This window comes from Ensifer adhaerens (genome assembly GCF_000697965.2).
Lineage (GTDB): Bacteria > Pseudomonadota > Alphaproteobacteria > Rhizobiales > Rhizobiaceae > Ensifer > Ensifer adhaerens.
The window spans coordinates 1,110,088-1,122,177 of the sequence record NZ_CP015881.1; the positions used below are offsets into that span (position 1 = coordinate 1,110,088).

General features: G+C 59.5%; 10 protein-coding genes. 6 read left to right on the top strand and 4 right to left on the bottom strand.

Annotated features, from left to right (window positions below):
- Positions 1 to 15: 15 nt before the first annotated feature.
- Genes FA04_RS24745 through traG form a run of 3 tightly spaced genes read left to right on the top strand, consistent with a single transcriptional unit; the run spans position 16 to position 2,436 of the window.
- Positions 16 to 303: a TraC family protein gene (locus FA04_RS24745; protein ID WP_034800234.1), complete on the top strand. Its 288-nt coding sequence runs from the start codon at positions 16 to 18 to the stop codon at positions 301 to 303.
- The gene (locus FA04_RS24750) at positions 293 to 532 is read left to right on the top strand and encodes a conjugal transfer protein TraD (RefSeq protein WP_034800236.1); all 240 of its coding nucleotides are present in this window, start codon (positions 293 to 295) and stop codon (positions 530 to 532) included. Before FA04_RS24745 ends, FA04_RS24750 begins: the two co-directional genes overlap by 11 nt.
- On the top strand, positions 523 to 2,436 hold the full coding sequence (gene traG, locus FA04_RS24755) for a Ti-type conjugative transfer system protein TraG (RefSeq protein WP_034800238.1): 1,914 nt from the start codon (positions 523 to 525) through the stop codon (positions 2,434 to 2,436). Before FA04_RS24750 ends, traG begins: the two co-directional genes overlap by 10 nt.
- Before the next feature lie 638 nt (positions 2,437 to 3,074).
- Here the strand turns inward: traG and FA04_RS35690 are convergent.
- Together FA04_RS35690 and FA04_RS24760 are read right to left on the bottom strand one after the other, a co-directional pair.
- Positions 3,075 to 3,242: a hypothetical protein gene (locus FA04_RS35690; protein ID WP_167550717.1), complete on the bottom strand. Its 168-nt coding sequence runs from the start codon at positions 3,240 to 3,242 to the stop codon at positions 3,075 to 3,077.
- 340 nt (positions 3,243 to 3,582) lie between these two features.
- The gene (locus FA04_RS24760; protein ID WP_034800240.1) at positions 3,583 to 3,906 is read right to left on the bottom strand and encodes a DUF736 domain-containing protein; all 324 of its coding nucleotides are present in this window, start codon (positions 3,904 to 3,906) and stop codon (positions 3,583 to 3,585) included.
- Between the two features lie 1,318 nt (positions 3,907 to 5,224).
- On the opposite strand from FA04_RS24760, the gene FA04_RS24765 reads away from it, so the two are divergent.
- The gene (locus FA04_RS24765) at positions 5,225 to 6,415 is read left to right on the top strand and encodes a DUF1173 domain-containing protein (protein WP_034800244.1); all 1,191 of its coding nucleotides are present in this window, start codon (positions 5,225 to 5,227) and stop codon (positions 6,413 to 6,415) included.
- Between the two features lie 404 nt (positions 6,416 to 6,819).
- Here the strand turns inward: FA04_RS24765 and FA04_RS24770 are convergent, their stop codons facing one another.
- Both FA04_RS24770 and FA04_RS24775 read right to left on the bottom strand, forming a co-directional pair.
- Positions 6,820 to 7,737, bottom strand: a complete 918-nt coding sequence (locus FA04_RS24770; RefSeq protein ID WP_034800247.1) for an ArdC family protein — start codon at positions 7,735 to 7,737, stop codon at positions 6,820 to 6,822.
- Positions 7,738 to 9,127: 1,390 nt separating this feature from the next.
- Positions 9,128 to 10,228, bottom strand: a complete 1,101-nt coding sequence (locus tag FA04_RS24775; RefSeq protein WP_034800249.1) for a DUF475 domain-containing protein — start codon at positions 10,226 to 10,228, stop codon at positions 9,128 to 9,130.
- Positions 10,229 to 10,684: 456 nt separating this feature from the next.
- On the opposite strand from FA04_RS24775, the gene FA04_RS24780 reads away from it, so the two are divergent.
- The gene (locus FA04_RS24780; RefSeq protein WP_034800294.1) at positions 10,685 to 11,593 is read left to right on the top strand and encodes a DMT family transporter; all 909 of its coding nucleotides are present in this window, start codon (positions 10,685 to 10,687) and stop codon (positions 11,591 to 11,593) included.
- A 78-nt stretch (positions 11,594 to 11,671) separates the two neighbouring features.
- Entirely contained in the window at positions 11,672 to 12,067 is a 396-nt protein-coding gene (locus FA04_RS24785; RefSeq protein WP_034800251.1) for a VOC family protein, read from the top strand.
- Positions 12,068 to 12,090: the final 23 nt, after the last annotated feature.

The following is a 12,090-nucleotide window of genomic DNA, read 5'->3' on the forward strand; positions in this document are numbered from 1 at the left end:
GCGAGGGACGCTGGAATGGCCGTAAAATCATCGCTCTCTGATATCGATGCCCAGATCGAGAAGCTGCGCGAGCGCAGACGAACGCTAATCGTAAAATCCGCCGAGCGGTTTGCGCGCGCCGCGACAAAAACGGGATTGGCGGAAATGGAGATCACGGAGGAAGAACTCGACGCGGTCTTCGAACAGATTGCCGCGCGATTTCGCAAAGAGGAAAAGAAGGGGACTGCTGGCGCAACAGCTTCGTCGCGTCGACAGCCAGGTGGCGGGTCTGGAACGACGGCGGAGGTTTCTCATGACGAATAATCGCAAACGAGAGGCCCGCGAGAAATTCCTGCTCGGTGGCATCGTCGTCAGAGCGGGTCTCGCGGGGGCCGACCGAGCGTTTCTGCTTGGCGGCCTAACGGAACTGGCAAGCGTCGTGCCCGGCACCGACGAGCATCGGCGGCTGCGCGATATCGGTGAGCAAGCCTTCAAGGCGACTTCGCGTGATAGAGGATCATCTCACATCGAGGAGGCGGCGAAGTGGCACTAAAGGAAAGACTGCATCCCAGCCTGCTGCTCGTTCTGGTGCCAATTGCCGTCACCGCCTTCGCCGTCTACATCGTCGGCTGGCACTGGCCGAAGCTTGCCGGCGAGCTATCTGGAAAAACATCATACTGGTTCCTACGAGCCTCGCCCCTGCCCGCGTTGTTGCTTGGGCCGGTTGTCGGATTATTGACCGTTTGTGCGTTGCCGCTGCACCGGCGAAGGTCGATCGCGATAGTGAATCTTGTCTGCTTTCTGCTCGTGGCCGGCTTCTATGTCCTGCGCGAGTTCGGTCGGCTCGCGCCGTACGTGGCGAGCGGTGCGGTCTCGTGGGACCGGGCACTCTCCTATCTCGACATTGTCGCCGTCATTGGCTTGGTGGCCGGCTTCCTGGCGGTGGCGGTGGGCGCGCGCATCTCCACGGTTGTTCCAGTACCGGTGAAGCGAGCCAAGCGCGGGATCTTCGGGGACGCGAACTGGCTGTCGATGGCCGCGGCGGGAAAGCTGTTTCCGCCTGATGGCGAGATCGTCGTTGGCGAGCGTTACCGGGTCGACAAGGAAGTCGTTCATCAATTACCTTTCGATCCGAACGATCCAGCAACATGGGGCCAGGGCGGCAAGGCATCATTGCTGACCTACAAACAGGATTTCGATTCAACGCACGTGCTCTTCTTTGCCGGGTCAGGTGGATACAAGACCACCAGCAACGTCGTGCCCACGGCGCTGCGTTACACCGGGCCGCTGATTTGCCTCGATCCATCGACTGAGGTCGCGCCAATGGTGGTCGAGCATAGAACCCGCGCGCTCGGCCGCGAGGTGATGGTGCTCGATCCGACGAGCCCGATCATGGGCTTCAACGTACTCGACGGCATCGAGAAATCGAAGCACAAGGAAGAGGACATCGTCGGCATTGCTCACATGCTTTTGTCGGAGAGCGTGCGCTTTGAAAGTTCGACTGGCTCCTACTTTCAGAACCAGGCACACAATCTGCTGACCGGTCTGCTCGCCCATGTCATGCTGTCGCCCGAATATGATGGGCGACGGAACTTACGCAGTCTCCGGCAGATCGTATCCGAGCCAGAACCCTCTGTGCTCGCCATGCTGCGCGACATCCAGGACCATTCGGGATCGGCCTTCATCCGCGAAACGCTGGGCGTCTTTACCAACATGACTGAGCAGACCTTCAGCGGCGTCTATTCCACGGCCTCTAAGGACACGCAATGGCTGTCGCTCGACAGCTACGCGGCGCTTGTCTGCGGGAACGCGTTCAGGTCGAGCGACATCGTAGCGGGCAAGAATGACGTGTTCATCAATATTCCGGCATCGATCCTGCGCTCCTATCCGGGTATCGCCCGCGTGATCATCGGCTCGCTGATCAACGCAATGGTGCAGGCCGATGGCACCTTCAAGCGCCGTGCGCTGTTCATGCTCGATGAGGTCGATCTGCTCGGCTACATGCGGGTGCTGGAAGAGGCGCGTGATCGCGGCCGAAAGTACGGAATCTCCATGATGCTTATGTACCAATCGGTCGGACAACTGGAGCGGCATTTCGGGAGGGATGGCGCGACGTCGTGGATCGACGGCTGCGCCTTTGCCAGCTATGCCGCGATTAAAGCGCTCGACACGGCCCGCAGCGTCTCGGCCCAATGCGGCGAGATGACCGTCGAGGTGAAGACAGGCTCACGCGTCATTGGCTGGGGCCCAAAAAACGCGGGAACGCGCCTATCCGAAAGCGTCAATCTCCAGCGCCGACCGCTGATCATGCCGCACGAGATCACGCAGTCGATGCGCAAAGACGAGCAGATCATTATCGTGCAAGGTCATAGCCCAATCCGCTGCGGGCGCGCGATATATTTTCGGCGGAAGGACATGGATCAGGCAGCCAAGGCAAACCGCTTTGTCCGGATTTAACCTTCCAAGCCAAGCCAACAATTACCCGTGCTTATTGCCCCGGCCGACATCCGGCTCGAGTGACGTCAGCACCGCCGATACGAGCCCGAGTTGTCTTCGTGACGCGAGCGGTAAAGTCCTTGCCGACCCCGCGCCCTTGGCAAGGATCTTAAGGTCGACGCACAAGTTCCCCATCTGGCAATTTTCGCTCTGGTCCAAATCGGGTTCGAGCGCGGTGGAAAAATCGAGCGGGATGTAGCTTAAAGCAATCGCAGTGAGTGTGTGCTGCGCTTGAACGCGCTTGCTCTACCCGATGCTCTCGAAGCCGTTCACCAACCCGGAACGTCCGATCTTTCGGCAACTGGTGTGCGGACCTGTTTGGCCTGAAGAGCGAACCATCGGCAAGGTTTGCCTGCGTCGAATTATTCAGGCAAGCGCTCGTCCTCGACCATAAAGACGTCGACGGCACTTACGAAGTCCGCAAAGAGGCTGTTGGAAATGGTTTCGATGGTTCCGACCGAGCGCGGCTTGTCGCCCTGGGTGATCGTTACTGACCAAGTTTCCGGGAAAAATCGCTCGTCGCATAGGAACCCGAGCGCGGGTTGGCGATCTGCTATATTCTTGGATTTGCCGTAAATGCGAGCCTGGCGAAAGCCTCCCTAGAAGGGAGGCTCGCTGCTGACGCGGCCCTCGAGCTCGGCTACGATGACCTCAAGCTCCGCATACGCCTGTTCCAGTTCGGCCTGGATCTGGGCGCGTTCGGCCGGGTCGCAGCAGTTCAGCTCGCGGCGCAATTCCTCGATGTGGGCTTCCAGTGCAACCGTCATTTTCGTCATCTCCTTGGCTGTTGGGAAAGATGACGCCGCCGGCCGCGAGAATTGGGCCGGGTCAAGGATCGCGAATGCGACCGGCGGAGCCGGCGAGTGGGGAGCCGGAATGCGGAGCATTTCGGGGGGACCGCTCGTCCTTTAGGCGGCACGGTTTCTCGCGGCAGACTTGGCGACCTGAGCAGATAGTTTTTCATCTCGTGTGGCAGGGTAAAAGAACAGGTGCGGGCTCGATGCCCGAACCTGCTTCTAGGTACGAAAGTGGGCATCCCGCTCGGGATCGGTCGCATTCAGAACGAGTGGGTGCCGGTCCCGATTGATCGGGACCGGCGTTGGTGGCTTAGTTTGGGTTATTCCAGATGATCACCTTGCGGTTAGGATCGCCGCCGGGAGCCTGTGCGAGGTTGCCGAAGATCACGCCGATCTCTGGAGCCTCCAGTTTCACGGAGAGGTACTCTTCTCCGGTCTGGCGGGCGATACGGTTCCACGCCGCGCCGATCTCGAACCCGGTCTTTCGGTGGATGACGCGATAGTCAGGGGCCTCTTCGCTCGTTTTGTTGGCGTTGGGGACGATAGCGATCGGGGCGTTCACTCGGATGGTGGCGAAAACGCCTTCGAGAGTGCCATCGGTCTTCTGCGTGAGAGCTGCGATCGTGGTGGCCATGGTATTGTCTCCTTCGGTTGCTCGGGACCATTCCCGATAGCGCGCGAGGAGACGGCCGATCTGCTGCGGTCATCTCGCACAAATATTCTGCTAAATTCCATGTTCTGCTCAAAAAAGCGCGTGCGCGTTTGTCACGCTTGCTGGAGGAAAGCACCCGGTGCCCAGCCAGTGATCCAAAAATGGAATTTTGCAGAATATTCGGGTGAGACGTACCCCTTCAGGGGTTGACCGGAAAGGCAGGCGGTCGGCTAAAGGGCGATGTAGAAGAGGGAATGATCTAGTGCAACCGACGGCGGCGACAGACCGTTCAGGCCACCCGTCCGGCACCTCATAAGACCGCGGCACATTTCAACTGGGCACGCCGCCCTACGATACGCCCGTCCCGGTCTCTGCCCATTGCAAGCAGCGAGCAGCACGGACTGCCGCCAGATCTCTCGGATGCACATTGCGCGGTCGCGGTGACCACATCGCACGCAAACTGGATTGCAAGTCCCCGACCCGGCCATCGCCGGGATCGACAAACGAACTTCAACGATGCTGCCCCTAGCCGCGTTGCCGCGTCAGACGCGCGCCAATTGCCATCCACCGTCCTGAGCGACCGACGTCGTACCGCGCGGCCAGGAGTTACGGCTCGAGGTCACGCCCCTCGCGTTCGCCAGGCAGCCGATCGCTCCGGCGAAAAATTTCTCCTTGTTCTTTTGACATGTGAGGAAACCATCTTTGCGTCGAGGTTGCTCATCGACCCATGTTCGCTCGTAACCTCGAAATCAGCACGAAGCGGGATACCCCACATCGACTGAGCCAGACGGATTCGCTGCCGGCCGGGTGACATCGCCGATTGCCCATTTCTGTGGTTGCTTCCCCGATTATGTCCCGGAGCTGGAGCGACTTCGGCCCCGCCCAATCTCATCGATTCGCAAAGGTCGCTATGGCGCTCCGATTGCAGCGCGTTTGAAAGCCTTGCTGCGATCCAGCAGCACGGGCCCTCGGCGACCCGGCAAGTCGCCGAGCCTCCGATAGCGCTAGGAATCGTTATGTTTTCAGTAGCGACGAATGCTTTCCTTCCAATTATCGTGCTCCAGGGAATGGGATGAAAGCCAGCGCCAAGTGAAGGTGGATCGACGTCGCATCCATGAAGACGCTTGCCAATGCTGCGGCGAGAAATTTACTTTTGGCACCGCCTTCATCTCCGTGGCGACAGCATAGGGCGCTATCCCATCCACTTTATACTATCGTTTTTGTGATCGTATAACCGAAAAATCCATGCTACATCGTCACTGACCCTTAGGGCCTATTGAATGGGAAGCGGAGGCTCAATGTGCGACGGTTTCTGATCGGCGACAGGCTGTTCGAGGAGGCATCGAGCGAATTCCGGGCTCTTCTTCCACGTGCTTATGAACAGGGGCTTCGGCCATATTGCCAGTGCAACGAACCGCCGGTTGCGATGTACATCGCGCGGCTCGATGAGCAACACCTCGTCAAACGCATGCCGCTTACCGGGCGCAATCATGACCCGGCTTGCCCATCCTTTGAACCTCCCTATGATTTATCCGGGCTCGGGCCTTTGATCGGCAATGCGATCCAGGTCGATGCGAACGGGCGAGCAATCTTGAAGATCGATTTTTCGATGACGAAGAAAGGTCCACGAGCGGCCGCATCTCGATCGGCAGGTCCGCAAGAGTCGGCCATCCGCAATGAGCCACAGAAGCTCTCGTTGCGCGCAACGCTGCACTACCTGTGGGAAATGGGAGAATTGACCGAATGGCAGCCCTCCTGGACTGGAAAGCGCGGCTGGGGTCGGGTTCGCACGAGCCTCATGAATGCCGCGTCGCAGATGACGACCCGCGGCGGACAGCTGAGCGATATGCTGTTTGTGCCGGAGGCGTTCCATCAGGAGGACAAGGAAGCAATTGCCGCACGCCGAGTAACCGCGCTTTGCGGTGCGCAAGCGTCCGGGACAGGACCGCGCAAACTGATGATCGCTGTTGCCGAAGTAAAGGAGTTCATCCCCGCACGCGTCGGACACCGGATCGTGGTGCGGCATCTGCCCTTTCCCTTCATGCTTGAAGACCAAGCATGGAAGCGGTTGAACGCCAGATACGAAACGGAACTTGAATTGTGGCGTGCGAACGACGAATTGCACCTCGTCATGATCGCGACGTTTGGGATTTCGGCATCCGGGGTTGCAGCCGTCGAAGAAGTCGCGATGATGGTGGTGAACGAGAACTGGATCCCACTCGAAAACGTCCATGAGCGCCATCTTCTGAACAGACTGGCAGGGCTGCGACGCAAGTTCGTCAAAGGCTTACGCTTCAACCTCTCACACGAGCAACCAATCGTGTCGGTCACCTTGCCGGAACAGCGACCCTGCCCGGTTGCGATGTTTATCGTGTCGGCCGGTGCAGGTGGGAACTACCAGCGGGCATTGACGGAAATGATCGAGGCACGACCGGAGATGACGCCTTGGATTTGGTACATTGCCGAGGGAGACATGCCGCAGTTGCCGTGATCGTCAGAATGCCGGCTGCGTTGCCTTTGCTCGGACAAAGGTGGCAAGCTTTTAGATGATGAAGGAAGGCGCAAAGGGAAACGGACGGTTCGCAGAGTTCACGAACAAATCCAGATTCTGCGGACAGCGTAAGCGCACTTCGCCATGGGCTACAGCTCCCTTTCTTGTCGGCAACTTTTTATCGGTAGAGGGTGCTAAGCAACAGAGATGCCGTCATGCGGCGAGCCGGCATAACTTGCTTTGCCGACTGCCTTTCTTCAGAAAACTCAAATGTCCGATTGCCGCGACGACGGCAACCGGCAATTTCAAACACCGCGCCCCTGCCGCCGCCGTCGGCGCACCCATCACCTCGCATTTTCGCTCGCGAGGTGATGATCCATGGCATTTTCTCTTGAAAGGGACGCCTAGCCGGCGCCCCTTGCCTCATTTTGCGTGTCTTGTTGTGCATGCATCCAGTCGGCAATCTCCTGCGCTTTGCTGGCAGCCGTGAAGATGGCGAGCTTGTCGGAATGCATCACGTCGATCCACGATGCAATATAGCGGGCATGGTCCGGACGCGGCTCGACACTGAGGCCCAGATCGGCGCAAATCATTGCACTCAGGAGCTCGACCGTGCATTCCTCCATTGCATAGGCGGCCGAGCCGAAACGTCCAGAGAGATCGCGGTTGAGACGGTGGCTGGCGCCAGATGCATGGCCACATTCGTGAAGCAGCACCGCGTAGTAGGCGACCGCATCGCGGAAGCACGCGAACCTTGGGATCTGTACCTGATCCGTAGCCGGGCGATAGTAAGCTTGCGAGCCGCCGTGGCAGATATCAATGCCGAGGGCCGCGCAGAACCGTTCGGCCCGGTTGATCCGCTTCGCTTCCGGCAAGACCGGGCTCTCGGGCGGTGTGTAGCCGTCAACCTGGGCGCAATTAAAAACCGAGTAGCCGCGAGCAAATATGGACCGGGCGGGTTCGTCACGATTTGCATCGTCGGCTTGGTCATCCGTTTTGTCGCGATCGTGGGTCTTCCAGAACACGACAAGGTGGCCGTGCTCGCCCTTACGAACCTGAGCGCCGAGCGCTTGCCATTGGTGGTAAGTGCCCCAGATCCCGGTGGGATAGCCGGCCGCGTGCGCCGCAGCCCAGAGTGAGAGGATGTTGACGCCGCGATAAGTCCTGCTTGAGGCGATATTGACGGGCGTGGTGATGGCCGATCCGTCGTGATGCCAGGGCATTCTGTAGTCACCGGCGCCGGCCTCGATGGCGGCGATAATCTGGTTAGTGACGCGCTCGTAGATATCGACTTGTGTTTGGCGTCTGCGATCTGTGGTCATTGGTGCCTCCTTCAGCTCGCCCCCTCCGTCGAGGGCGAGGCGGCAGGGGCAGACGCGGGAGGCCGGCCCGTCACACCCTGTTCTCGGTGCTGGTGCGGAACAGGGTTGATGGGCTGGCAGCGTCTGCCACAACCGAGCCATGTCTCGACGGGCGTGCTGAAGGCGACACCGACCATGATCGGAACGCGGAGAGTCCGGGATCTTGCGCCACATCAACTGGCCTCGTCTGGCGGAGAGCGCTTGAAGAGACGTCCCTGGCGACGAGATCGGGCCGGGCCTGTCGGAAGTCCTCGATGTCGATAGCGCCCTACGGCGACCTCCAATGTCAGGACATGGATGTGCTTACACGCATGCGGTGAGGCCACATTTTCGATCGCCTTGGCCCCGTGCAGGGGCGACCGTGGTTCGGCTTCGAGGGCACGGATGCACTCTTTAAGGGCTCTCCGAAAAGGCCGTCGCTAACGCTAAGGGAGCGTGGAGACCGTGGCATTCCCCTTCACCGCACAGTTTTCCGTCACCTGGTTAACACCGCCTCGTCAGCGTGACAGCGGCCAGCGCGCGCTTCGTTTTGAGGGAACTCGGGGGGCGATGGCCACCCGCCACGCCGTGTCGCTCTCCGGCTTGAGCGCGCTTACCGCGGCCCATCAGCGGTCCTGAAGAACCGGTGTTTGCGCCGCTTGTCGCGCACAATGGCTTCGTGCATTCCTTGGAGTCGGTCGATCGAACACCGGCCTTCATCCTCAGCGACTGACCTTAGTTCACAGGGCGGTTGGTCAGGCTATCGGTGGGCGGTTAGGACTTGTGATCTCGGAAGCGGGAATGAGCACACTTGATGATCCCGCCTCTGGGTTTTAGACGGAGCTTACCGTTGCCGGCGCCCTCGCCAACGGAAGAGACATCGGCGGCAGCCAAAGGTAGCCGGCGTGGGAAATAAGCCGCCGCAAGGCTGACCTTGGAAGGACACAGCACGCTTTGTACGGGCTCGATCCGGCAGATTGATCTACGGTGCTTTTATTTAACCTTGGGCCGGCCAGGCGTAGAACCCGCCACCGCTTCAGATGGCCTTCGTGGGGAGACGGCAGGATTAGGCGGCATCACTGGGACGGCGATCAGGATTTCCGATTTGCTTAAATTGCGATCGACGGCTGAATTGAGAGCACAGGTACCCTTTGCCGTTGACCACGGATGTACTGGCATCGGCATGGTGCGATCACGAAAGGTCGGGTTTAACCCGGCCTTTTTGTTGGATGACGCTTTTCTTGGTCCTGTGCCCGCCGTCATTTTGCCATTTCAAAGCAAAACCACCGATCCCCCTCGAGAAGTTGCTCTCGATAAAGAATAGGCCCGGCGGACATGCCCGCCGGGCTCATTATCAAGTCAAGAGATCCGATCAGGCTCGCAGTTGCTCCTGCGAATCCCGCGTTTGCACCTCTTCCATTTCGCGTTCGCGCCTATTGTGGCGAATGGACGACCAGAGCGAGATACCGATGAGCGCAGCACCTCCAAGGCCGGTGATGACTTCCGGAATGTGGACCAGCGTCTGAAAGTACATGACCACCGAGAGGACCAGGATCGCGTAGAACGCGCCGTGCTCCAGGTAGCGATACTCGTTGAGCGTTCCCTTCTCAACCAGCATGATCGTCATCGAGCGCACATACATGGCGCCGATGCCGAGGCCAATCGCAATGACGAAGAGGTTCTGCGTCAACGCAAAGGCGCCGATGACGCCGTCAAACGAGAAGCTGGCATCGAGAACTTCGAGGTAGAGGAAGGCGCCGAAACCGCCCTTTGCCGCCGCATTCATGGTCTGCTGCGAGGCATCAAGCAGACCGCCGACCACCTCAACCACGAGGAACGTCAAGAGGCCGTAGATCGCCGAATACACGAATGTGTGGACCTCTGCCGGTTCGAGCAGCGTCGAAAAGCTGAGAATGAGGGCGAGAACGAACGCAATCTCGATACCCTTGATGGTCGCAAAGCGCGCCATCTTGGTTTCGATCCACTTGATCCAGTGCACGTCCTTTTCATGGTCGAAGAAGTAGGTCAGGCCCACCATCATCAGGAAGGTGCCGCCGAAGGCCGCTATCGGCAGATGCGCGTCGTTCATGATGCGCGCATATTCCTCAGGCTTGCTTGCCGCCAGAACGATCGCTTCGATCGGGCCGATCTTCGCCGCGATGACGACGATCAGGAGCGGAAAGACAATACGCATGCCGAAGACGGCGATGATGATGCCCCAGGTCAAAAAGCGATGCTGCCACTCGGGCGTCATGTCCTTGAGCTTGTTGGCATTGACGATGGCGTTATCGAACGACAGCGAGATTTCAAGCACCGCAAGCACGGTGCAGATGAAGAAGACGGAGGCCATGCCACCGATGGTGCCGGTCGACTGCCAGCCGAGCCAGGCGCCGAGCACAAGGCCGACCACCGTGACGATGAAGGCCCAGGTGAAATAGCCGAGCGCGCTCGAATGCGATTGAGGCTGGTTCATCGACGTGCCTCCTTCGCGCGGACGACGCCGGATTCGGTGAAAAGATGAGGTTTCAAAACAGAAATGCGCACGGCCGAAGGGGCACATGCGTGAGGCATGAGATCAGTTTTCATGAGAGCTAATCCGCCGGCTAATTTGCTGGCGGTACCGACATCACGAGAGCGCCGTAAAAACTCTCGCCAGAGGGGCCCGGCACCAGTGTTCGACCCGCGATCCGATGTCTGGACGGCGGGCACGCTTGACTAATTAGCAGTGTCGGGCGGAACGTCAAGGGGGCCGCCACTCGCTTTGCTGGTGGATCGCCAAACGGTTGTTACCAAGCCCTGTCTTAGTCCGGCTGCCGCACCAAGCGTCGCCACCGATTCATTCGCAAAACTTATGGTTCCATATGCACTCGGCAATGGATCGGCCGCGATGAATGTGGCATGGCGTGGGCAACTTATCGAAGGCACTTACATGACCGTGATCACCGCTCCCATAACCGCCCCGAACGCCGCTCGTACCGGCGTGCTCATCATGCTCTTGGGCATGCTGATGTTTTCGCTAAACGACGTTATGGGCAAATGGCTGGTGGCGACCTACTCGGTCAGCCAGTTGATGGTGATCCGAAGCGTTGCGGCACTTCTGTTCCTGTCGCCCTTCATTTTCAGGCGCGGCCTGCGCTCAATGTTCCAGGTCGAGCGCCCTGGCCTCCAGGCCCTTCGCTCGCTGCTCTTTGCCATCGACGCTTCCGCCTTTTATTTCGCGGTCGCCTACATGCCGCTCGCCGATACCATGACCTACTGGCTGGCGGCGCCGATCTATGTGGCGGCGGCCTCGCCGTTCCTGCTTGGCGAAAAGGTTGGCTGGCGGCGCTGGACGGCGATCCTCATCGGCTTTGCCGGCGTCTTGATCGCGCTCGAGCCCTCCAAGGAAAGCCTCGGCCTTCCGGCCTTGATTGCGCTTGCCGGCAGCACCGCCTTCGCATTTGCCCTCATGCTCGGTCGCACGCTCCGCTCCACACCTGACACGACGCTGGTCTTCTGGCAGATCGTTGGCGCGCTCATCTTCTCGCTCGTCGGCGTTGCCGCCAATCCCTCCGGCTGGGCGCCGGTCGATGGCGAAGCGCTATTGCAGCTCGGCGCGCTCGGCATCGTCGCGATGCTTGCGCATATCCTCGTCAATCGGTCGCTGAAGCTCGCCGATGCCGCCACCGTCGTCCCGCTGCAATACACGCTGCTCTTCTGGGCCGTCGTCTTCGGCTGGTTCTTCTTCGGCGACACACCGCGCCCGACCGTGCTCGTCGGCGCGGCATTGATCGTCGCCTCGGGCCTCTTCATCTTCTTCCGCGAACAGCAGCTGAAGAAGCGGAGCGCAAAAGCCTAATCTCCACCAACTCGGCGGGGTTCCATCATCGGCGACACTCTGCTACGCCGCCGAGGTCCAAGCTTGAAGGAGATGCCCATGGCCAAAGCGATCCATTCGATGATCCGTGTTCTCGACGAGAAGCGATCGATCGATTTCTATCGTGTGGCCTTTGGGCTAGAAATCGCCGAACGGTTGGAGTTCGAAACCTTCAGTCTGGTCTATCTCAGCAACGAGGAAAGCGAATTCGAGCTTGAGCTGACGGTCAACAAAGATCGGACCGAGCCCTATGCGCTCGGTGACGGCTATGGTCATCTGGCGGTGTCGGTCGACGACCTCAGCGCCGAGCACCAGCGGCTGACGGACGCTGGTCTCAATCCGGGCAAGATCGTCGACTTCAACCGCGATGGCGCGCTGCTTGCCCGGTTTTTCTTCGTGGTTGATCCCGACGGTTACAAGGTCGAAGTGCTGCAGCGCCACGGTCGCTACAAGTAGGACCTGGCTGCCAGGCAGATCAA

Excerpts from the sequence above, each read along its gene's own strand:
- FA04_RS24745 (WP_034800234.1), top strand. The coding sequence starts at position 16 with ATGGCCGTAAAATCATCGCTCTCTGATATCGATGCCCAGATCGAGAAG.
- FA04_RS24750 (WP_034800236.1), top strand. The coding sequence starts at position 293 with ATGACGAATAATCGCAAACGAGAGGCCCGCGAGAAATTCCTGCTCGGT.
- FA04_RS35690 (WP_167550717.1), bottom strand. The coding sequence starts at position 3,242 with ATGACGGTTGCACTGGAAGCCCACATCGAGGAATTGCGCCGCGAGCTG.
- FA04_RS24760 (WP_034800240.1), bottom strand. The coding sequence starts at position 3,906 with ATGGCCACCACGATCGCAGCTCTCACGCAGAAGACCGATGGCACTCTC.
- FA04_RS24770 (WP_034800247.1), bottom strand. The coding sequence starts at position 7,737 with ATGACCACAGATCGCAGACGCCAAACACAAGTCGATATCTACGAGCGC.
- FA04_RS24775 (WP_034800249.1), bottom strand. The coding sequence starts at position 10,228 with ATGAACCAGCCTCAATCGCATTCGAGCGCGCTCGGCTATTTCACCTGG.
- FA04_RS24780 (WP_034800294.1), top strand. The coding sequence starts at position 10,685 with ATGACCGTGATCACCGCTCCCATAACCGCCCCGAACGCCGCTCGTACC.
- FA04_RS24785 (WP_034800251.1), top strand. The coding sequence starts at position 11,672 with ATGGCCAAAGCGATCCATTCGATGATCCGTGTTCTCGACGAGAAGCGA.